This window comes from Leptolyngbya sp. Heron Island J (assembly GCF_000482245.1).
Taxonomy (GTDB): domain Bacteria; phylum Cyanobacteriota; class Cyanobacteriia; order Phormidesmidales; family Phormidesmidaceae; genus Leptothoe.
Map to the genome: position 1 here is coordinate 52,423 of NZ_AWNH01000031.1, position 21,754 is coordinate 74,176.

The window sequence follows — 21,754 nt, forward strand, 5'->3', positions numbered from 1 at the left end:
CAGCAACATACTTAGCACTGTAAGCACAAAACAAAACTATGGCGGACCAGCTCATTCGAGCAGTAGCAGCAGATGGCGGCATTAGAGTTGTTGGAGCCATCACCACACGTTTAGTCGAAGAAGCCAGAACTCGCCACAAACTTTCCTATGTTGCCACAGCGGCCTTGGGTAGGACCTTAACGGCTGGAGCCCTTCTGGTTTCTAATATGAAGCGTGAAGACTCGCGCATTAATATCCAGATTCAGGGAGATGGTCCCCTGGGCGGTCTTCTAGTTGATGCGCGGCTTGATGGCAGTATACGAGGCTATGTGTCTGATCCATCGGTAGAATTACCTCCTAATCCCCAGGGCAAACTAGATGTCGGCAGAGCAGTCGGACGGAATGGTTACTTGTATGTAGTGCGGGATTCAGGGCTAGGGTATCCCTACTCCAGCACAGTTGAACTAGTCTCAGGGGAAATTGGCGAGGATCTGACACAGTACCTGGCGACTTCAGAGCAAACCCCTTCTGCTCTGGTGCTCGGTGTATTTGTTGACCAAAACGGGGTTGAAGCCGCAGGCGGTTTATTGCTCCAGATCCTGCCAAAAGCAGCGACCGATGACCTCTTGATCTCGACGTTGGAGTCTCGATTGGCCTCATTGACTGGGTTTACCCCTATGTTGCGGGCTAAAAAAACGCTGCCTCAAATTTTTGAGGATCTAGTAGGCGATATGGGGTTAGAAATTTTTCCAGAAAGTCAGCTCCTGAGATTTCATTGTCCCTGCGACGGCAACCGCATGCTGTCTGCCCTCAAGCTATTAGGGGAAGATGAACTACAAGACATGATCAACAAGCGTGAACCGGCTGAAGCGATTTGCCACTTTTGTGGTGACAAGTATGAAGCTGAATGCGATCGCTTAACGGACTTGCTAACAGAGCTAAAAATGGAAAATGCTAATCGAGCATAATCACCCTGCCAAGCGTTGATAGGCGGCAGCAACGGCATCGTCTCCCCCCACATTGCCGGGGAACAAGACAACAGGCAAACTGGGAAACTGGGGATGGTCAATTCCGGTGGTAACAACAGACACCCCTGGAATCACTTGCCCCAGGAGCCTAGCCGAGGTTAAAGCTAAACCCTTGCTGAGGGTATCATTGGAGGTAATCCCCCCTTTGCTAATGAGGAAGCCAAGGTCGGCAGGCAATCCACGCACAACCTCCATCAGCAAGTTAGAAACAGATTCACCAAACGCCAGACGGGTGGTGACATCAGCAAAGGTAAGTTCTTGACGACTGGTATAGATGACAGCAGTTTTACCCTGAGCATAAATGGTTTGCACCTGAGCAACTACCTCAGCCACAATCGCATCTGCCTCAGCTGGGTTCTCTTGCAAACGAGCCACCTCCACTTCTAGCCCGCTCACCCCTGGCTGTTTCAAAAGATACTCTAACTGACGAGTTGTCTTTTTCACATGGGAGCCCACCAGCACCACTCCTGGCTTATGGTTGCGAGTATAGCGGGCCATTTCAGCAGGGGCAATAGGCTGCGCAGGGAGAGCCGCCAAAGACGTCAACAAACTAGCCGCACTCCGGAAGAGAAACTTTTTTCCCTGGGCGGCAGCCTCTAACAATTCTTGAGAAAAGTGATCGAGGTCCTTCTGATAGTGAGCATCAACAGCCACACAAACGTTGTTCTTTAGGGCCATAAGTCGATCAGCTGTATCTTGCCGTAACACGTCAAGGGTGAACCGTTCTACTTGATCAGCAACAATCTTCCCAGCTGTTTTCTCAGCAACATAATCAGGTAAGTAGCTATAGCTATAGCCAAAAACAGAATCCTTCGCAAACTCAGTTTCATGCACAGGGGTGCGTACACCATCAGTCTCAATATAGTGAGTACTATCGATGGTAATGCGCCCCGCCTCAAAGAAAGCTGGCACCATAAAATGAGCATCAAAAGGCCCCAGTTCTGCAGCAATCACATCTGTTTCCAACGGATAGTGACCCCGTAAAGTAGAATCAGAACGACTGACAACTAAATATTCTTGCGTGTTAGTTTCACTCAGCGCCTGTTTAAGATTGTGACAAACTTCGCGCGTTGTGCGTTCTGCATCGGCTGCCGTCAGAGAGCGCGTGTTGGCCAAAATAAAGAAGATTGGAGAATCATCTAATAGCCCTTGTTTGAGGGTAGACACATCCCACTTCAACAACAACAAGCAGCTGTGAACCGTCTGGGAGCCGGTGGGGTCATCGTCAATAGCAATTATTTTGGGGCGTTTAGAATCAGACATGGGGTAACAAACTGTTGGTAGACTAACCTCGATCAGGACATTAGACAGTGATGACTCGACTATTCCACTGCTGGGGGCGTTGTAGTGGCATTAAGATTATCCAGTAATTCCCCAAAACTTTCGGGGGGCACTCCAGGAGGTACTAACAAACCACCCATCAAAAAGCTGGGGGTACGACCTATTTTTAGTTTTTCGGCCAGGGCTAGATCCTGGTCAACGGCAGCTTGAGCCTCTTCGCTGTTGCGATCGCGATTAAACTTTTCTATGTCTAGGCCGATTTGCTCAGCAAGTTCCACGTATAGATCGTCTCCCAAACGATCTTGGTTGGCAAAAAGCCCAGTGTGATAGATCCAAAACTGATCCTGCCGAGCAGCAGCCCATGAAGCTTTAGCTGCCGGTTCCGCTTCAGGATGAATACTTTTGAGGGGTAAATGTTTGTACACATACAGCACCTCATCGCCACGTTCCTCAACAAAGTCCTTCATGTGGACTGACGCCACCGCACAAAATGGGCATTCAAAGTCAGAGAACTTCACCACCACCACTTCTGCATCAGCATTACCTCTGGTAGGTGATTCACCAATAAACATCGCGCGATCCATTGATGATAGGACCTGATTGACCTCATCTTGATGGGCTCTCCACTCAGCCTCAACGGCTTCAATATCAGCTTCACTGGGAGGCTCCGCCTGCTGTGTTTCGGCTTGTTCTTGGGTCTCCGGAGCCTGGGCTGAATCATTAGAACCACAGCCGACCAGCGTCAATAGGACAACGCCAGCAGCAATACGCATCAAAATGGTTTTGAATGCCATGGAAGGAACCGACATAGCGACCTACTCACGCTAACACTTTGTTTTATCGTTGGGAAATAAGGAAGCGGGAGACAAGTACATGAATGTCGCTAAAACACCAAAGCTACTGATCACGCTGGGTGATATGGCAGGAATTGGACCAGAGGTAGTGCTGAAGGCATTGCCATTGGTAGAGCCAACAGCAGAACTGACCCTGGTGGGTAACCAACATCAACTCATCGCCATCAGTCAGCAACTCAACCTACCGCTAGCCGACTATCCTATTATTGATGTACCCTTAGCAGCCGAGCAGACTCTATGCTTGGGGCAAGGAGATGCCGCCAGTGGCGATCTGAGTTTTCGCAGCTTGCAAACGGCTATTCACTATTGTCTTAAGGATGGTTATGACGGGGTTGTTACTGCCCCCATTGCCAAATCAGCCTGGTTAGCCGCAGGACACCATTATCCGGGTCAAACCGAACTGTTAGCAGAAATGGCCGATGTGAAGCGGTTTGGCATGTTGTTTGTAGCAAAGTCCCCCTTAACTCAGTGGACATTGCGAACGCTACTGGCAACGACCCATATTCCCCTACGACAGGTACCTGAGGCCCTGACACCAGAGTTAATGACGCTCAAATTAGAGCTGCTACTAACCTGTTTGGAACAAGATTTTGGCATAGAACAACCACAGGTTGCGATCGCAGGTCTCAACCCCCATAGTGGAGAACAAGGCCAACTGGGTCGAGAAGAAATCGACTGGTTAATTCCCTGGATTAATACCCAAAGACAGCGATTTCCCCATGTCACCATAGACGGCCCCGTGCCACCAGATACCCTCTGGGTCAGCCCAGCCCAAGCCTGGCAAAATCCTCAACACCAGGCCCACCATGGATATATAGCTCTATATCACGATCAGGGCTTAATTCCAGTTAAAATGCTAGGCTTCGATCAGGCAGTCAATACCACCATCGGTTTACCCTTCATTCGCACCTCCCCCGACCATGGCACCGCTTTTGACATCGCTGGTCAAGGCATCGCTCGCCCCGATAGTATGTTAGCCGCCATCAATCTAGCCATTGACCTAGCAACCCAGCGACATTTAAATTGAACCAACTAAGCAGTTGAGTTCTGCGTAACAAAAATCACATCGAGCAATAGAAAAATTTGCCATTTCTAGGGAACTTTTTTGAAAGTGATCCGTGAGCGTACATATTTTTGGGGTCAATCTCCTATGTAGATAAAAAAACTCTACAAATCCTGTAAATTCTATGGTTCAAAGTGGAGTTTGATCTGTACAATGGCCAGTGACATACAAGTTTTGTTTCAAGGAACCAGGGGACTAAAAGTCCCCTTTTTTTCTTTAAAGAGCATCGAGGAATTTACGGATCTAACTAGGATTGAAAATCACTCTATGCAGTATGAAGAACGATTCTTAATTAAGCATTTTTTCAAGCTGTAGCATGACCTATGACAAAGGACAGAAGAATGAGAATGGAAGTATGCAGAAGATACTTGTAGTAGCACAGTTGCAAGACTCTAACTTCTCCTCACTAATCCGTCACCTGCTAGATCAACTTTGAATTTGAGCATTAGTCATGGCTGCATACCGTGCAGTATCACAAACAAACCTGATCGATGGCGATCAAGAACGCTTTTAGCGGCAGAGCCGCTGGGAGACTCCCAGCCAGAGTCTGGGAGACAGGTAAGGGGGTCAAAAGAGGCCTAGTTGTTGGGGTGGGGCTTGAATCAACGACCAGGGTAATGGTGGTACATCAATACCTGCTGTTTCTAGCTGTTCTTGAAAATAGCGCGCAATGTCGGGGGATTTGGCCTCATTGGGGCAATGCACAAAAAAGTAAACCGACCGTCCTTCGGCCAGCCATTTCCCCACATGCTGAACCCACTCCGCTAAGAAATCACGATTATGCTCCAGCTCAGGATGACTGATATACCGCACTAGTACAAACGGAGCCGTTGACACTGGCAGCAGGGGAACTCGAGGCTTTTTGCGCTCTGAACGCAGCTGCGGATCATCCGCTGGATTACTCCAGGTATAAATTGGACGCGTATCGAGCAACACGCGACCGACGCCAAAGCGAGTTAACAATGCATTTAGGCGCTCAGAGTAAGGTGGTTTAAACCAATCTGCATGGCGTACCTCCACCGCTAGCGGACTTTGCTGGTGGGGCCAGCTGGCTACAAACTTTGATAAATCGGCAAATGACCGGGGGCTATATCTGGGAGGCAGTTGGGCAAAAATTGGTCCTAGCTTTGGCCCCAGCCCCTGCATTAATTCAAGAAAGTCCAACGCAGCAGATAGCTGCGGCATCAGCTCAGCTCCATGTGTAATGGTGCGCGGTAGTTTTGGACAAAAGCGAAATGGATTGGGGGTATTGTTAGCCCAGCGCTGTACTGTCTCCGGCGTTGGGATGGAATAGAAGGTGGTGTTGCCTTCTACACAGGTCATGCGATCGCTATACAGCCGCAAAAAATCAGTCGGGCGACTGCCCGCTGGATAAAAATCACCCAGCCATTCCTTATAGGCCCAAACTGCACAGCCGATACGAAAATCCGCTAACTTGCTCACCCTCATAGTGTTGCCTTAATTACCCAGCCTGGGTTAACAACGGATCGAGCTGACCACGACTATCGAGGGCATACAGATCGTCACATCCACCAACATGACGATCGTTGATAAAAATTTGGGGTACACTGCGACGCTGGTTGGACCGCTCCGCCATCTTGGCACGGGCCGCTTGATCACCGTCGATTTTATATTCCGTAAAAGTGACCCCTTTCCACCACAGCAATAGCTTGGCGCGTATACAGTAGGGGCAGGCCTGCCATGTATAAATTTCTACATTGGCTTTGACATCATCAGAGTTGCGACCTAGCAAACGATTGAGCAATTGCATGGGCATGCGGTTAACCATAGAGATACTAACGTCGTATTCACAGCGCTAGTATCTCTATGGTAAATCTTTTCTAGGTAGCTGAAACTCTCTGCAAATCCTCGGCAAAATCGATACCGAATAGATCAGTCCAGGGATATGAACTTAAACACGCCTAGGGCATGATCATCGTCACAACCCAGACTAAGCTTCCCTGGCACAATGAAGTCATTAAGGAATAACGCTTACTGCGGCTCCCACTTCGGTGGGGGCCCTTTTTGTAGGCTAATTTTGTATCCTGGAGCATTTCAATATCCCAGTAAATTAATGCAACTCAGGACTTTTTTCGAGATCCATCAAATCTTGACAAGTCTGTTTACCAATTTTCGATAGGCTGAGGGCTGCCCTAGTTGGAGTGAGTCCATGCCCGGTAGCAGTCATACCGTTGAAACCGCACTGGCACAACGCGACCCAAGCGTGATCGCATCGCTGATGCCTAAATGGGAATGGTTTTATAACCATTATTTTCAGACTCGCACAGATGGCTGGCACCATGTGCCCAAACAAGCACTGTTTGTAGGCTCCCACAATGGTGGACTGGCGGCTCCTGACTTACTGATGCTGATGGTGGACTGGTTTCGTCGGTTTGGTTATGAGCGCCCGATGTATGGGCTGATGCATGCAAAAGTCTGGCAGGCAAATCCGGGGTTGGCTCAACTTGCGGCTCAGTGTGGGGCAGTACCAGCTGAACCTAAATTTGCGATCGCAGCTCTCCAACGCGGTGCCAGTGTCCTCGTTTTCCCCGGTGGTGCCCAGGACGTCTTCCGTCCCCACCACCAGCGTCACCAGATCCAATTAATGGGACGTACCGGCTTTATCAAACTAGCCCTGAGGGAGAAAGTCCCCATCGTCCCCGTCATTTCAACCGGTGCCCACGACACCTTGATCGTGTTAGAAAACTGCTACGAACAAGCCAAATGGCTCAACCAGCAAGGTCTTTTACCCTGGGTTCAAGGCATCGATCCAGAAGTATTCCCCATCTACTTAGGGCTGCCCTGGGGGCTAGCCATTGGTCCAATCCCCCATATTCCCTGGCCCCACCCCATCCGCACCTGTGTCTGTTCGCCCATTGTGTTTGAACATACCGGCCGAGATGCCGCCAGGGATAACCACTATGTCCAACAGTGTTATGAACAAGTGGTTACCCAAATGCAGCGCAACCTTGACCAATTAATCAAAGCGTAGAAAAAATGGGTTGTCTCCTTGAAACAGACCTATTCGCAGCGGCTGGGCGGCAATGAAGAACCCGCATTAATCCGAGAAAAATCATTTAACTCTAAAGTCGCACTAGCATAGTAGCGGTTGCCTGCATCACCACGGGTACGACGCACACGTAGAAATGTAGCCGGTCCCCAAACCGTAAACTCCTCACCCAGGTCGCGGGCCACCCCATTGTCAGGATAAGCCCGACCGCTCAGCGTATTCCCGCTAACTCGCCCATTGACACAAATTGACTCACCGTCGATATAGCTGTAAGCCCCGGTAATCTCATCCCCGGTCTTACGAAAGATAAATAGCACACCGCCCCGATTCAGCAGCTCTTGATTAGAATAGGCTCGCGCTTCAGCTGGGCCTGACACATATCGATAATTGCCATCCGCCAGTCCCGCAATGGTGTCATAGAACGTAGGTGGTGTCGGGGCATCTGCAGCTCCATCTGTAGCATTACCAAGCGGTGGCCCATCCAGATCAGGCAGTTCAGCACGGGGTAAATCCCCCCCGAGATCAGGCAGTTCCGCCGATGGTGACGGACGCACAACTGGCAAAGACGCCACTGCTTCCGCCTGGCAAATCAAAGTCGCATTAACCGGAGCAAACCCGTCTGGATCATCAAATCCGACTAGCTCACGATAATAAGTAGCATTATTCAGCAAAAGCTGCCGCACCCCGTCGATAGACTGACCTGGGAATAATAGCGATCGCTGCGAAGTCAGCACCGCTTCTACGGGACCCGGGACAACCGCACCTAACTGCTCATAGGTTACTTCTGTTGCACCATCCGCTTCTGTCAACGTAATAAACGTCCGCATTCCCAACGGATTGGGGACACCAGTGCTAGGGTCATAACTACAAACAATAGTCGGACCAGGCTGCGCCTGCAGTGGTTGGTTAACCACATCTTTACCTATAACAGTTGCAATAGCTACAACCAATGCGACCGGGAATACATACTTATTGCTAGCAACCATGAAAAATCGCTCTCTACATGAAACGCCTTAGATGCCCCATCCAGAGCTATTACTTGTCTTAAAGAAAACCCCAAGATACAGCTGGCTTTTTGAGACTAAAAGAATTCTATGGGTTAGCGGCCCTCTAATCAGGTTCAACGGACAATATTAGTAAGATATCTAAATTTTCCAAGGTAGCCATCCTGCTAGCCCAGATCCAAAAAATCAAAGAACATGAAGCTTGCAAATCGTTTTGAAGTACTGGAAATTTTAGATCGAGGTGGCTACGGAATTACCTACCGAGCAATCGATCACCATCAGCCTCACCGGCCACAATGCGTGCTCAAAGAACTGGCTTACACCAATCCAAAAATTCTAGAGATGTTACGCCAGGAGGCCAGTACTCTGGAAAAATTAGGTATCCATTCCCGAATTCCAAAACTGTTGGCTTATTTTGAGCAGGGTAACAAGTTTTATGTTGTCCAGGAGATGGTTCAGGGCCATACCTTAAGGCAAGAAATCAGGGCAGGCAAGCGCCTAGATGAAAGCTATGTAACAAAACTATTGAAGGATGTATTGAGTGTCCTGACATTTGTTCATCAACATCAAACTATTCATCTAGATATTCAGCCTGGTAACCTGATCCGTCAGGCCAGCAATGGCGATATCTTTTTAACTGACTTTGGGGTATTAAAAACCCTCAGCAACAGCCAGATTAACAAGTATGGCCAGCTCATCACCACAGCTAAAGTAGGCAAAGCTGGCTATACGGCCCCTGAACAAACACGAGGTAAACCCTGTTATGCCAGCGATCTCTACGCCGTTGGCATGGTAGCCATTGCGGCTCTTACAGAGAGTCCTCCCCATAAACTAACGATTCATCCCCTCACTCGCCAAGTGCAATGGTCAAAGAAGAAAATTAGCCCGGCACTGACAACATTTATCAAAAGACTAATCGAGCCTAATCCTAACAAGCGCTACACAACTGCGCGGGAGGCGCTTAAAGCACTTGAAAGAACAATTACAGGCATGCGGGTCGGCCAAGACAGTCAGCTGCCTACCCATGTCGCGGCGAAAGGAAATCTGCCTATAGATACTGAACCAGCAACCAAAGCCGTAACATTAATCCCACCAAAGCTGATCTTAAAAGTCATAGGATTGATCACAGCCCTATTAGTTGTTCTGGGCTTTGGCGTCAAAGGTTACCAATGGGCTGCCTATACAATCAGCAGACAATGGGATGCCGTTCAAGCCACACCTAAAGGGTTTGATCAGGCCCAGCCAGATGACTTAATCGCACTGTTAGACGATGGCAGCATACAAGCCAGACCTGAAACAGTGGACGCCTTTTGGAACATGGTCGCCGCTGCCCAAAATGAAGGTGTTGAGCTATTGCCTTTAGCTGGGTATATTTCCTTGTCTGACCAAAGAAAACAACTACAGAAAAGAGATGAGGATATCGATATTCGCCAATGGTTACAACAAAGTGATTATCACAGCGGCTATGCAGTTGCTTTTGGTGACAAAAATGCCGACGAGAGTACTGATTGGGACATTAGCTTTGAGCAAACAGATGGCTATCGGTGGCTAAGACGCTATGCCAAAAACTATGAATTTGAACTGTCATACCCTCAGGGCAATCCTGCTGGCGAGAAAGAACCCTGGCACTGGCGATATACAGGTGATTGAGAAGCCAGTTGTTGGGACTAATTTTCACAGACAACGCGAAAACCAAACGAATTACTACGACCCACTTGAGTATTCTTATCACGGGCCGCCGAACGACACACAGGGATATCGCTAAACCATGAGCCACCCCGTATCACCTTGGACCCCTGACTATCGCCAGATAGCCATTTGTTAGCATCGCTGGGAGCACCGTCATAGTTGTCGTGATAATCATCGGCACACCACTCATTCACATTGCCATGCATATTGTAGAGACCGAAATCATTGGGCCAAAAGCTGTCAGCGGCAACGGGCGTGTTACGATAATTCTCTTCAAAATTTTCAGTATCCACCAAAGAGACATCTTCAAAGAAATTAGCAATTTCTGTTGTCAAAGTCTCCCCAAAAGAAAACGGAGTTGTTGTCCCAGCACGACAGGCATATTCCCACTCGGCTTCGCTAGGTAAGCGATAGGTACGTCCTGTCAGCTCACTTAGCTGTTTGCAAAAGGCATCAGCATCCTGCCAGGTGATCTGTTCTACTGGCAAATTAGCGCCGTCTTCCCCTTGATCATCAGTAAAATATGACGGGTTATTCCCCATCACCGCCTCATACTGTTGTTGCGTAATTGCATAGGCCCCAATATAAAAACCAGGTACCTGAACAGAACGTTGCGGCCCTTCTCGTTCCTGACGGTCTGGTTCATTAGATGGAGACCCCATCAGAAATTCACCGGCTGGGATCTCCACCATCTGTAACGGCAGTACCTTACGCAACCGCTGCAGATAGGGTTCATCAAAGTAGGTCACTTGAATCGACGATTCAGCAATAATTTGCCCGGCAGCATCAACTTTGACGGTTTTTAATTTTCGGCTTTTCAGGGGTCGCCCAGTTGGAGCAATAGCCGCTGATGTCTGTTTACAGCTAACAGTAGCTACAGTAGCAACCGTTGAAACACCGAGGAATTTTAAGGCTTTACGGCGTGAGCACTGATAATGAAGAGGCTGACTCTTGAACAAAGGTGTTTTTTGGCACACACCACCATTGACCAGGGACGCGATGCCAACCCCGCCTAGTTTTTTGATGACCTGGTAACGCTTGCCCAACATAAATTCCTTAACTAAGGACGCCCTCATCAGTGATCGAATATCAGATAATTCGATGTTTTCTCCGTGAACACTGAACTAGTAGTGCAAAAAAAATCAAAAACCAACGTATTTGTGAAGTTTTGCAAATGCATTGCCAGGATCACACACAAATTCACGCTTGGAACTGCTTGGCATAGAAGCTGGCATAGCGCCCCGCCTGGCTTAGAAGCTCAGTGTGGCTGCCAGACTCAATAATCTGTCCCTTTTCCATTACCAGGATGCGATCGCATCCCCTGACCGTCGCCAGTCGATGGGCGATCACAAATACCGTCCGTCCTTGCATCAATCGTTCTAACGCCTCCTGCACTAGCGCTTCTGACTCTGCATCCAGAGCAGAAGTTGCCTCATCCAGGATTAGAATTTTGGGGTCGAATAGGACCGCGCGTGCGATCGCAATCCGCTGCCGCTGCCCTCCCGATAGATTCACCCCCCGTTCCCCCACCCAGGTATGGTAGCCCTGGGAAAACTGACTAATAAATCCATGGGCATTGGCTACTCGGGCCGCCGCTTCAACATCTGCCAGACTAAACTCCTTTTGACCAAAGGCAATATTCTCCGCAATCGTGCCAGAGAACAACACATTCTCCTGGGGCACAATGCCGATCTGTCGACGCAGGCTTTGGAGCGTTACCTCACGAATATTAACCCCATCAATTAAAATCTCGCCTGATGCCACATCATAAAAGCGCGGCAACAGATTCACCAATGTGGTTTTCCCTGCACCCGAGAGACCCACCAGGGCAATGGTTTGTCCCGGTGCTGCTGTAAAGCTCACAGTTTGCAAAACCGGCTGCTCAGCAGCATAGGCAAAACTGACATGACGATAGTCCACCTGCCCTTTCACCGCGGGCAGCTGTTTTGCCGCCGGAATATCCTGCACCGAAGGCTTGAGCCACAACAGCTCTAATACCCGATCTACCGAAGCCTCACCCTGCTTAAACTCATTAAAGTTTTGAATCACATGGTTGACGGGGTCAATCAGCAGTAGCGCATTGATCACATAGGTACCAAATCCCTCACGGGCCAGGTTGCCCAGGCTAATTTGCCAGGTACCCACCAGCAACAAAATCACAATCATGCCTGCATAGAGAAACCCCACTACCGGAAACTGTACCGCCTGCAACCAGGCAACAGAATAACGAGCATCACGATTGTTGGCGGACGACTGAGAAAAGCGATCAATCTCATAGTCTTCTGCTGCGAATGCCTGCACCAGCCGGATACCGCTGAACACCTCCGCTACCTGAGACGAGAGATCGGCCACTTTATCCTGGCTACGACGAGCCGCCGTCAGCATTTTTTCACCAAACCAACCGGACAAAACCGCCAGCAAGGGGATCAAAATCAGCGCCGTTGCCGTCAGCTGCCAATTGAGATAGATCATGTAGCCAAAGACAACCACCAGCTGCAGCGCGGAGGGAACAAAGTCGTGAAATAGCTTATAGACAACTTCACCAATGCGATCCACATCTTCCGTCAGGCGATAGGCCAGATCGCCCGTTTTTGTTTGCTCAAAGTAGGTCAGGCTAAGAGTTTGCAAGTGACCATATACCCGCGTACGTAGCTGGTGAGCCACCCGAAATGCTGCCTTAGCCATCAGCGAATCTTGACCATATTGAGCCGCTTTTTGGATTAGCAGGCCAATCAGGGTGAGCGCAGCGACTCTGCCAAAGGCGGCCACCTGGCCCTGGACCAGGGTGGAAATGGCTAAACCACCGAGCCTGGCCAGGATGGGCCAGTAGAGGGTAAATACCAGGGTGCAGATAAAAGCAGGGATCAGAATGACCTGCTGGCGACGGATATAGGGCAGCAGTTGCCAATAGTTAGGACGGTTATCCAAAGCGGATGATCTGATACACGGGTCATAGGTTACGCTACCAGTTTTTATACCAGCACGATCGCACCCCACCCCCATCACCCAAACACCGTAGGTTGGGTTGAAATATCTCTTAAATCACACCCAACCCCATTCACCACTCCAAAACCCAACATTGCCAACACGAGAAAACACACCTGGCATTGGCGCGCAAAGGTGCGATCGCGTTATGAGATAACATTGGCATTGTTGGGTTAATAAAAGATTTTGCGTAAGGGCACAAGATACAGAAGAGGTTTTAACCCAACCTACGTTCTCCTGCTCTGCTATAAACTATGAGCGCACCACCGCCTAAACCACCATGCCCACCGTCATCGTCGCCACTGGCAACCCCGGAAAACTCAAAGAAATGCAGGTCTATCTGACCCCCTTAGGCTGGGATTTACAGCTCAAGCCCAAAGAAATAGACGTGGATGAAACGGGTACGACGTTTATTGAAAATGCTCGGTTGAAGGCGCGAGAAGTTGCCGTTGCAACCAATCAATGGGCGATCGCAGATGATTCTGGTCTGCAGATCGATGCCTTAGACGGTGCTCCCGGTCTCTACTCCGCTCGCTATGGCAAAGATGACCAGGATCGGATTAATCGAGTCTTGCGAGAGTTAAACAATGTTGAAAACCGCAGCGCTCAGTTTGTCTGTGCCCTGGCCCTAGCTAAACCAGATGGCACGATTGCCTTAGAAACTGAAGGCATCTGCCCCGGTGAAATCCTGACTGCCCCCAAGGGTAACAATGGCTTTGGCTACGACCCAATTTTCTATGTCCCTAGCCAGAATAAAACCTTTGCCGAAATGAGCGATGAGCAAAAAGAAACCCATAGCCATCGTGGCATTGCCTTTGCTCAAATTATGGAGCAGCTCAAACAGCTACCGATAGACTAGCTGTTCTCAGGGAACGACAACAGACAGGTTGTATTACTGAGCAACAATGTGAACAAATACTCTCTAGACCACAGCTCACCCATGATTAGAAAGTCTCTCAATGCCCTGTTGGCTGGCCTGTTGCTCAGCTGCCTGCCGAGCAGCAGCGCTTATCCTACAACCGGGGCGCTCATCGCACAGTCAGACGAACAGTCAGACGAAGCAGCACAGACTGAGCAAATCATCACACAGCTAGTAATAGGTCGATGGGAGCTATATCAGTCTGGTGCTACTTTCCCCAATGGGTTTGCCCCAGTTTTAATTTTTGCACCTGAGGGTGATGTGTTCTATTTGTACCATCCAGAGGGCGATATTGTGCGCTCTAGCTGGACGCTGGATAGGTCAAAGCCACAGCCTGTGGTGACAACAAATCTGGGTGGCTTGGTAACAGCCATCCCAGCAGGCCCCGACTTAATGGAGCTACATATCGAAGCGCTGACTCCCTCGGGCAATCCTGATCATGATTCGATTACCATCAATGCACGTCGGGTATCGTCAGACATTAGTCTGCCAACCGATCGAGCCATTCTAGAGGTGTCTGATCTTTTTGATGTGCAGGCAGCAGCAGCGCGAGAAAGTGAAGCCAGCGCTGCGGTAGGAGCCATCAATCGCCTCCAACAGGCTATTTTTCTGGAACAGCAACAGTTTGAGCCAGATATTCAAGCTATAGAGAATGAGCTGGGGGTTAACCTACAGCAGAGTGAAAACTATAGCTATACCCTCCTGGTCTCCGATACAGGGGACATCGTTAGCACAGTCGCCTTACCAAAGCGCGACGGACTCAAGGCCATTGTTGGTCGTGTTACCTATGTTACTGAGGAATACACCATCACTACTGCCAGCCTTTGCAAAAGTGATAGCTTTACAGATCAGATGCCTGAGCTACCGGACGATATAGAGACATGTCCAGCAGGTTATACACCTGTGTATTAGCAATCTACTGTGTATAGACAATGGCTGCAATCTGGCGAAAGGAAGAGTGCGATCGCACCCAAGTCACGTTCCAGACTGATACTACTAACAAAAAGCTGCCCTGCTAAACAAGGGCAGCTTAAATGAGTAATTCGATAACTTTCTTTGACAAGTCGGGCCTTTATTCGCCCTCAGCCAACCAGTCTTGAATTTGCCCAAGTGCAGCTTGGAAGATATTAAACCCGGCCCAACCCGCAGCCAGAATAATGGGAGCCAGCACAGCAACAACCCGGAAATCAATGTCCATTACCGAACCTCCTGCGGAGAAAAACGTTTTATATAAATACTTATACATAATGTTCTCATAATCTAGGCTTTCTATCCATGAAACTCCCCGAACTTGATTTTGATATCATCAACCGCGTCATTGAAATGGCATGGGAGGACCGCACTCCGTTTGAGGCGATTGAGCTGCAATATGGCCTCAAGGAAAAGCAGGTGATTGCCCTGATGCGGCGGGAAATGAAGCACTCCAGCTTTAAGATGTGGCGCAAACGGGTCACCGGTCGTAAAACTAAGCATCTGAAGCAGCGCAGTTTTGATAGTAGTCGCTTCCGTTCGCAAAATCAGAAGGGGTCATAAGCTGCCCTCTCATCCGCGATTGCCTTTACGATAAAGTTTCAGTTCTGAACGTAAATAAGAATCAACTCGTTTACTATGACTAACCGCCCCGTTGCTGTGATTACTGGAGCTTCCAGTGGCATTGGCACTGCGATCGCAACTCGTCTTGCTGCCGATGGTTATGATCTGGCCCTATGCGCCCGGCGGCAATCGCGCCTGACCGATCTTGCCGATAAACTATCCCAGCAGCATGATGCTGCGGTGCTGACCCAAAGTGTCGATTTACGGGATGAAGCGCAAATTTTGGGTTGGTTTAGTGCGATCGCAACTCGCTTTAATCGCTTGGACGTACTAATCAACAACGCTGGCCTAGGCTACCAAGAGTCCCTCACCAGCGGCAGTACCGATAAGTGGCGCGAAACCTTGGACGTCAACGTTATCGCCCTATGCATCTGCACCCGTGAAGCGATCAAACTGATGCATGATTCTAGCAATGACCAGGGCCATATCGTCCATATCAGCTCCATGTCAGGCCACCGCGTCCCCGGCAGCGGCATGTATTCTGCCTCTAAGTTTGCTGTGCGGGCCCTCACCGAAGGGCTCCGCCAGGAACTACGGACAGACAACAGCGCCATCCGCATCTCCTCCATCAGCCCCGGCTTTGTCGAAACCGAATTTGCCGAAAAATACTCCGGCAGCCGTGAACAAGCCCAGCAAATCTACGGCCAGTTTCCCGTCCTCCAGCCCCAGGACATTGCCAATGCTGTCGGCTACGTCCTTAGCCAGCCCGACTATGTGCAGGTCCATGACATTCTGCTGCGGCCTACTCAGCAATCGAGTTAGGGGGCGCATGGAAATCAAAGTCTGATGTGGATGGGTGGATGTGGTTTAGATGCAAGAGCCTTAGGCTGTTTCCATCCACTCAATACATGTCTGCACCTCGTTTGCCATGTTACTGCTGTGGAAGCGACGACCGTGCCCCGGCAGAACCCATTCAAATGAGTAATCGGTCAGGCGCTTCATGGATTTGATTTGCTCGTCCCAGGAGTACCAACAATAACGCCGGAAAGCGTAGAGACGACCTAAGTAAACGGACCAGGCCAGATGATCGCCTGTGAACAGAAATTTGTTCTGATAAAGCAGAACAGTATGACCTTTGCTGTGGCCAGGCACCGGAATGATGGTGATGTCAGTCGCCAGTTGGTAAGGGTCGTAACCCTTGAGCTGGATTTCGACAGATTTGGTGCCCGAGGTGATGTCGTCTTGGTGGAGAATGCGATCGCAGCCAAAATGCTGCTGAAACTTGGCATGGTCCGCCACATCATCTCGATGGGTGAGATAGAGATATTTCACCCCGCCCATGGCTTCTAGCTGTTTCACTAAAGGCGGCGTAAACCGAGGAGAATCCACCAGAACATTGCCCTCGGGCCGCTGAATAAAGTAGCTGGCCGCCGCATAGGACTTCTCCGAGTGGTAACCACAGTGATAAACATTGTCTTCAATCAGAGCCGGCAGCTGAGCCTGAGCCTGTTTAATATCCCTGGGAGGAGTCACCGTCCCAATTGAGGCTGTCGGGCACGACAACAATGCTTTTAATGCTTGCATGCGCTGATCTGGCGTCTGGGGTTGCGTATGTACTGCCGACATCTCCCCATCGCGACCAAATACCTCAGGTGCCATCCACCGACAGGTATCACAGTCAATGCAACTGGTATCAACAAAAATATCGCCGTCTACATTCTCCGGACGCCGGGCTGTAAGCTGAGCCATCATGCTACCCCGCTGTGCTTTATCTCCAGTCTAGTCAATCAAAAAACAAAGCGATGGATGGCCCATCCTGTTAGGGCTGGGCCATTACCTCTGCAGCTGACGTTGCAAATCATCAACGGGGTTAATCACTAACCCTGGCGCTTCACCCGGCAATGGGTCGCCAGAATGAGCTGCTGTCTTGGACAAAAACAAAATTTCCGCACTGTGGGCCGGTAGCGGTTTGCCCGATTGCGCTGTTAACCAGACTAGCGGTGGGGCCGGGAGTTTATACTCGCCACCTTCGTTAAACCGAATGCCCGCCAGTGTTATTTGCACCGCTGTTGAGTCCTGTAAACTACCCGTTTTAGCACTCCAGAATTGAGCCGCTAACCCCTGACGCTGGGCATAGAAATACAGCGATGCGGCGGCAATCACAGCTCGCTCAAAGCTGTCGATATCCCAAGCATTAGAGGTATCCAGAGCGATAATCAAACTTTGGTGACTGGTGAGCACTTCTAGCTCTCGTACCCGCAGTTCTCCATAGCGGGCACTGGTGCGCCAGTGGATGAGTCGGGTGGGATCACCCCAGCGATAGGGGCGTAGCGCCCGCGTTAATCCTTCTGTGCCGCTGGCATTAATGGGAGTCTTTTGTAGCTGCTGACGACCTTTTTCGTCTCCCAATAAATCGATCACTGGACAGCGTTCCAAAGGCAATATCTGAGGATAGACAACAGCTTTAGCCTTAGCAGGCTGCAAACGGCTGCACCAAAACAAACCCAGGGGAGCCGCCGTGCGTAAACGCACCTCAGACCAGGTGTAGATACCACGCTTGCTAGTCGGAATCTCATAACGCCAGATGTGTTGCGATCTCGCTCCCAAGTTCGAAATAGATTGAGACCGTAGTCCGCCTAACCCAGCTGGCACCAGATCTTGCAGCTGCAACAAACTTTTCGGCTGCGTCGACGGATTCTCTAAGGTAATCGCCATGGATAGCGCTTCTCCCGCCGACACAGGGCGGGGCATTTGTCGCCGCACTACCAGTCCTTGCAACGCTCGCTGCGGCAAAATCGACGACACCGACAACAATGCAATGGAGATGCCGCTGATCACGTACAGCCAACCAGCCATAGTATTCGTCGCTGCCCCCAGGAAGCATAGCGTCAACACCAACAACACCCAGCCACTGTAAGCAGGGGTCACCCAATTTGCTTCCATCCAATGAGATAGGCGTCTAACTAAAAACATTAATTACGGCTTGAGAAGAACGATTGGCCACTTTTTTGCACGTTAGGGGGTCCTCAGTAATTACGTTAAACTAAGGACACCATAAATGGCTTCTGAGCGATTTAACCATGACTAATCCCCGCTCTACGCTACACAAAGTTACATACCCTGAGTCCGACGGCCAGCCAATGACGGAAAGTGACGCTACTCGCGATTATTTGTTTTATAGCGTTGAAGCCCTCAGACTTTACTTTAAAAGCCGTGGCAGCGTTTATGTGTCTGGTAATTTATTCATCTATTACGAAGAAGGAAACCCCAAAGCCGTTATCTCACCGGATGTGTTTGTGGTATTTGGTGTGAGTCATCGCAAACGTCGCAGCTATAAAACATGGCAGGAGGACAATAAGCTACCCTCTTTCATCCTAGAAATCACTTCAAAAACTACGAAGAAGCAAGATCAAGAAAATAAACCCAAGCTCTATGCCAGTCTGGGCGTTCAAGAATATTTTCAATACGATCCAACTGCGGATTATTTAAAGTCTCAACTACAGGGAGCAAAGCTAGTTAATGGCAATTATGAGCCATTACCAGTTCAGTACACAGCTGACCAAATTCCATTTATCCATAGTCAGGCATTAAGGCTTGATCTACAGCTTCGCGAGTCTTTCAAAGGCATTGGTGTGGTTCCATTACCCAAAGCTCTGAGGTTTTATGACCCTCAAACTGGTCGCATTTTACTTAGCCAAGAAGAGGTTCTGGAAGAACGGGATGACGCTTTACAGGAACTCGATACCGCGCAGCAAGAACTGGATATCGCACAGCAACGGGCCGAAGCTTTAGCCGAGAAGTTGCGATCGCTCGGTATCGATCCAGATGAGATTTAGGTCCCTGCTGCAAATACCGCATCTGTCGTCAAATCTAACTCAGGTAACACCCCAGAAACCAACTTTTCTCCAGCCACAAACCGTCGAATTTGATACTCTTCTCCATCCAGCTGACAGATCGTAATCGTCTGCTGCTTGGGCTTACCAATATGACGTACGGCCCCTAATGCGCGAAAATGTTGTTGGGTAGGAGAGAAGAGCCTCACAGCCCCTCTCCCCCCTCAGAACCGGACATGATAGTTTCCTCTCATCCGGCTCAAGCCTCCTGCAATCGAGAGGCAGCGGCTGCCTGTCCATGCACTTGCCTGTGACAGTGAGCATGTAAAAGTTCAAGATTCGCATTCGTATCCCGTCCTCCCAGTTTAACTGGATGAAGATGATGAGCATGGATACCTCCCCTTGGAGCGACCAACGCCTCACCACACTGGGGGCAGCGCCACTGTTGCCGCTGTGCCAGCTGATAATATTTGGAGCCTTTGGCCCAATACCGCTTGCCATGCTGCAATTGCCGCTGCAGCCAATAGTCGCGAAGGTTGGGGTTGTCCGGGGAAGCGGAGCCTTTAACTTTGATATGCCGGTGAATGGTCAACGAGTCCAATCGAAAGAGTGAAATCGTCTTCTGATGACCGGCCAAAGTTTGAATCGTCGCGGCGAATGCCCAGTGCCGATGGCCTAGGGTTTGGAAGTAGCGCTTGGCCACCCATGTTTTGGATTTATTGGGATGCCGTCTAAGACACCATCGCCAAATCGCTCTCCAAATCTGGTCATCCATCGCATTGAAGACTCGCTTGCTAACGACATGTCGGTAGTAGTGTCCCCATCCTTGTAACCGAGGATTGAGAAATCGAATCACGAATTCTGGCGGGGTGTGCAGATGGGCCTTGAGCCAAGCTCTGACCTCATGCAGTTTGGCGTTCACCTTGTCTGCTTGAGGTGTAATCAGGCACTTTCCCCGTCGCGATTGAATGTGAAATCCTAAGAAGTCGAAACCTTCATCCTTATGGATAATGCGAGTCTTCTGAGGATGCCATCGCAGTCCGCGCACCGCCAGCCAATCCTGGAGAATCGGAATCACCGCGTCAATGGCCTCTTTGCTGCGGGCCGTCACCAGAAAATCATCCGCGTAGCGAATGAAGCCATAGCGACTAACCTTGCGTTTCCCTCGTTTGCCCGAGGCAGGCACCCTATAGGGCTTGATATCATGGAACTGCTTGAGCAGGGCATCCATGCCATCGAGTGCAATGTTGGCCAAGAGTGGCGATATCACGCCACCTTGCGGCGTTCCCGCTGGGGTGGAATGAAACACGTCCGCTTCCATGTATCCTGCTTTCAACCATTGTTTTATCAGCTCTCGACCTGGGCATTGCCCAATCGCTTGCAGAATAAAGTCATGGCTGATGTTGTCGAATGCGCCTTGAATATCGGCATCTAACACCCAACTGTCGTGACCTTTGTTCAGACGAATCCACGTCTGGTCTATCGCATCTTGGCAACTGCGACCGGGGCGAAACCCGTAGCTGTTAGCCTCGAAGCGTGCTTCCCAAGACGGTTCCAATGCATTCTTAACCATCGCTTGCGCGACACGGTCTCGAATACAGGGAATGCCTAACGGGCGTTGTTTGCCGTTGGCTTTGGGGATATAGATCCGTTTGGCCGGGCGTACCTGCCCTAGGCTGTACACGTGCATCTGATGGACCAGTTTTACCCGGTGGTCCGGCGTTAAAACCGTTTGACCATCAATGCCTGCGGTGGTTCGTCCGGCGTTGAGTTCACTTACTCGTCGCACTGACCACAACAGATTTGTGTAGCTGCGCAGCATCAGTTTCATCAAGCTTCTCACCCGATTCCACTGGTGTTTCTCGGTCGCCTGATAAATTCGCTGTCTCAGGTTCCGCACACGTTTGTTAATGCTCTTCCAATCTAAGGAAGACCAGTCCGTTAACGGTGGCTTTGCTCCGATGTCGTTGCCGACTCTATCTTTCACAAAGATTAGGTTCCCTTACGTTGGTTTATCAGTTGAGACCCCCTGGAAGTCAGCACCCTTTCAGGTCAAGGTAACGTTTGAACCTCTATCTGCGGCATTACCCACAGCGTTCGCTTTCTCCAGATTCCTTTACCCGCTGGGTCTCTCGGCATTCCTTACGGTTTGCTTACTTTGATAGGTCAATCCCCTCAAAGAACCCATCGGGTTTACCGTGTTCCGCACCTATGAGAGTCAACTGTTTCGGGTTCCATCTATATTCCGGTGGGAGTGCGAATTCTTCACTATCAACTGATCGACTTTGATAGCTCACCCACTTACCTTTTGGTCAGAGTGTTTCAGCCTCTTTCACTCGGCTACTGTAACGAAACGTATGATGATTCACTGGCGTTAACCCTTAACAGTCTTCGTCTTGCATTCCCACCGGTTGGAGGCTATCAGTGGTCTTGCTTTCGTGCCTTGCATTCCATTGCGTTCATTACTTACTAACAACGTAGGCAGAGTCAGTGACTCCGTTACGTGACGATGGGGAGAAGAACATCCCCAGAGAGGACGACCTCTCACTCAATAAGTGCAACTTTCACGTCGCACC

Annotated in this window: 21 protein-coding genes; 9 read left to right on the forward strand and 12 right to left on the reverse strand. The window is 49.9% G+C overall.

What is annotated here, in order from left to right; translation table 11 throughout:
- Positions 1 to 38: 38 nt before the first annotated feature.
- Positions 39 to 947 carry an Hsp33 family molecular chaperone HslO gene (hslO, locus tag N836_RS48810; RefSeq protein WP_023072037.1) on the forward strand — a complete coding sequence of 303 codons (909 nt, stop codon included), beginning with the start codon at positions 39 to 41 and terminating at the stop codon, positions 945 to 947.
- Here the strand turns inward: hslO and N836_RS48815 are convergent, their stop codons facing one another.
- The gene (locus N836_RS48815; protein ID WP_023072038.1) at positions 948 to 2,270 is read right to left on the reverse strand and encodes a four-carbon acid sugar kinase family protein; all 1,323 of its coding nucleotides are present in this window, start codon (positions 2,268 to 2,270) and stop codon (positions 948 to 950) included.
- A gap of 59 nt (positions 2,271 to 2,329) precedes the next feature.
- On the reverse strand, positions 2,330 to 3,097 hold the full coding sequence (locus N836_RS48820) for a DsbA family protein (RefSeq protein WP_235071068.1): 768 nt from the start codon (positions 3,095 to 3,097) through the stop codon (positions 2,330 to 2,332).
- A gap of 64 nt (positions 3,098 to 3,161) precedes the next feature.
- Here N836_RS48820 and pdxA point away from each other — a divergent pair, with 64 nt between their 5' ends.
- Positions 3,162 to 4,169, forward strand: coding sequence for a 4-hydroxythreonine-4-phosphate dehydrogenase PdxA (gene pdxA / locus N836_RS48825; protein WP_023072040.1), 1,008 nt, complete (start codon positions 3,162 to 3,164; stop codon positions 4,167 to 4,169).
- A gap of 603 nt (positions 4,170 to 4,772) precedes the next feature.
- On the opposite strand, the gene N836_RS48830 is transcribed toward pdxA, so the two are convergent.
- Positions 4,773 to 5,654, reverse strand: coding sequence for a DUF72 domain-containing protein (locus N836_RS48830; RefSeq protein WP_023072042.1), 882 nt, complete (start codon positions 5,652 to 5,654; stop codon positions 4,773 to 4,775).
- A gap of 13 nt (positions 5,655 to 5,667) precedes the next feature.
- Positions 5,668 to 5,994: a glutaredoxin 3 gene (gene grxC, locus N836_RS48835; protein WP_023072043.1), complete on the reverse strand. Its 327-nt coding sequence runs from the start codon at positions 5,992 to 5,994 to the stop codon at positions 5,668 to 5,670.
- 381 nt (positions 5,995 to 6,375) lie between these two features.
- Here grxC and N836_RS48840 point away from each other — a divergent pair, with 381 nt between their 5' ends.
- The gene (locus tag N836_RS48840; protein ID WP_023072044.1) at positions 6,376 to 7,197 is read left to right on the forward strand and encodes a lysophospholipid acyltransferase family protein; all 822 of its coding nucleotides are present in this window, start codon (positions 6,376 to 6,378) and stop codon (positions 7,195 to 7,197) included.
- Between the two features lie 29 nt (positions 7,198 to 7,226).
- Here N836_RS48840 and N836_RS48845 read toward each other — a convergent pair whose 3' ends face one another.
- Positions 7,227 to 8,201 carry a hypothetical protein gene (locus N836_RS48845; protein WP_023072045.1) on the reverse strand — a complete coding sequence of 325 codons (975 nt, stop codon included), beginning with the start codon at positions 8,199 to 8,201 and terminating at the stop codon, positions 7,227 to 7,229.
- A 213-nt stretch (positions 8,202 to 8,414) separates the two neighbouring features.
- Here N836_RS48845 and N836_RS73125 point away from each other — a divergent pair, with 213 nt between their 5' ends.
- Entirely contained in the window at positions 8,415 to 9,869 is a 1,455-nt protein-coding gene (locus N836_RS73125; protein ID WP_023072046.1) for a protein kinase domain-containing protein, read from the forward strand.
- A gap of 17 nt (positions 9,870 to 9,886) precedes the next feature.
- Here N836_RS73125 and N836_RS0137670 read toward each other — a convergent pair whose 3' ends face one another.
- Together N836_RS0137670 and N836_RS48850 are read right to left on the reverse strand one after the other, a co-directional pair.
- Positions 9,887 to 10,984, reverse strand: a complete 1,098-nt coding sequence (locus N836_RS0137670; protein WP_081716830.1) for a formylglycine-generating enzyme family protein — start codon at positions 10,982 to 10,984, stop codon at positions 9,887 to 9,889.
- Between the two features lie 124 nt (positions 10,985 to 11,108).
- Positions 11,109 to 12,836, reverse strand: coding sequence for an ABC transporter ATP-binding protein (locus N836_RS48850; protein ID WP_152532104.1), 1,728 nt, complete (start codon positions 12,834 to 12,836; stop codon positions 11,109 to 11,111).
- A gap of 337 nt (positions 12,837 to 13,173) precedes the next feature.
- Here N836_RS48850 and rdgB point away from each other — a divergent pair, with 337 nt between their 5' ends.
- Positions 13,174 to 13,752 carry an RdgB/HAM1 family non-canonical purine NTP pyrophosphatase gene (gene rdgB, locus N836_RS48855; RefSeq protein ID WP_023072049.1) on the forward strand — a complete coding sequence of 193 codons (579 nt, stop codon included), beginning with the start codon at positions 13,174 to 13,176 and terminating at the stop codon, positions 13,750 to 13,752.
- An 81-nt stretch (positions 13,753 to 13,833) separates the two neighbouring features.
- Positions 13,834 to 14,724 carry a type IV pilin-like G/H family protein gene (locus N836_RS48860; RefSeq protein WP_023072050.1) on the forward strand — a complete coding sequence of 297 codons (891 nt, stop codon included), beginning with the start codon at positions 13,834 to 13,836 and terminating at the stop codon, positions 14,722 to 14,724.
- Positions 14,725 to 14,884: 160 nt separating this feature from the next.
- Here the strand turns inward: N836_RS48860 and N836_RS48865 are convergent, their stop codons facing one another.
- Positions 14,885 to 15,010 (reverse strand): photosystem II protein Y, encoded by a 126-nt coding sequence (locus N836_RS48865; protein ID WP_023072051.1) that lies wholly within the window; start codon positions 15,008 to 15,010, stop codon positions 14,885 to 14,887.
- A 77-nt stretch (positions 15,011 to 15,087) separates the two neighbouring features.
- Between N836_RS48865 and N836_RS48870 the strand changes: the two genes are divergently transcribed.
- Positions 15,088 to 15,345 carry a TIGR03643 family protein gene (locus tag N836_RS48870; RefSeq protein WP_023072052.1) on the forward strand — a complete coding sequence of 86 codons (258 nt, stop codon included), beginning with the start codon at positions 15,088 to 15,090 and terminating at the stop codon, positions 15,343 to 15,345.
- 75 nt (positions 15,346 to 15,420) lie between these two features.
- The gene (locus tag N836_RS48875) at positions 15,421 to 16,167 is read left to right on the forward strand and encodes an SDR family NAD(P)-dependent oxidoreductase (protein ID WP_023072053.1); all 747 of its coding nucleotides are present in this window, start codon (positions 15,421 to 15,423) and stop codon (positions 16,165 to 16,167) included.
- A 60-nt stretch (positions 16,168 to 16,227) separates the two neighbouring features.
- Here N836_RS48875 and N836_RS48880 read toward each other — a convergent pair whose 3' ends face one another.
- On the reverse strand, positions 16,228 to 17,097 hold the full coding sequence (locus N836_RS48880; protein ID WP_023072054.1) for an MBL fold metallo-hydrolase: 870 nt from the start codon (positions 17,095 to 17,097) through the stop codon (positions 16,228 to 16,230).
- A gap of 81 nt (positions 17,098 to 17,178) precedes the next feature.
- On the reverse strand, positions 17,179 to 18,318 hold the full coding sequence (locus tag N836_RS48885) for a DUF58 domain-containing protein (RefSeq protein ID WP_031292341.1): 1,140 nt from the start codon (positions 18,316 to 18,318) through the stop codon (positions 17,179 to 17,181).
- A 107-nt stretch (positions 18,319 to 18,425) separates the two neighbouring features.
- Between N836_RS48885 and N836_RS48890 the strand changes: the two genes are divergently transcribed.
- On the forward strand, positions 18,426 to 19,181 hold the full coding sequence (locus tag N836_RS48890) for a Uma2 family endonuclease (RefSeq protein WP_023072056.1): 756 nt from the start codon (positions 18,426 to 18,428) through the stop codon (positions 19,179 to 19,181).
- Here the strand turns inward: N836_RS48890 and N836_RS48895 are convergent.
- Together N836_RS48895 and ltrA are read right to left on the reverse strand one after the other, a co-directional pair.
- Complete coding sequence (locus tag N836_RS48895) at positions 19,178 to 19,387, reverse strand: hypothetical protein (RefSeq protein WP_023072057.1); 210 nt, start codon at positions 19,385 to 19,387, stop codon at positions 19,178 to 19,180. The genes N836_RS48890 and N836_RS48895 overlap by 4 nt on opposite strands.
- Before the next feature lie 50 nt (positions 19,388 to 19,437).
- Positions 19,438 to 21,165: a group II intron reverse transcriptase/maturase gene (gene ltrA / locus N836_RS48900; RefSeq protein WP_031291219.1), complete on the reverse strand. Its 1,728-nt coding sequence runs from the start codon at positions 21,163 to 21,165 to the stop codon at positions 19,438 to 19,440.
- Positions 21,166 to 21,754: the final 589 nt, after the last annotated feature.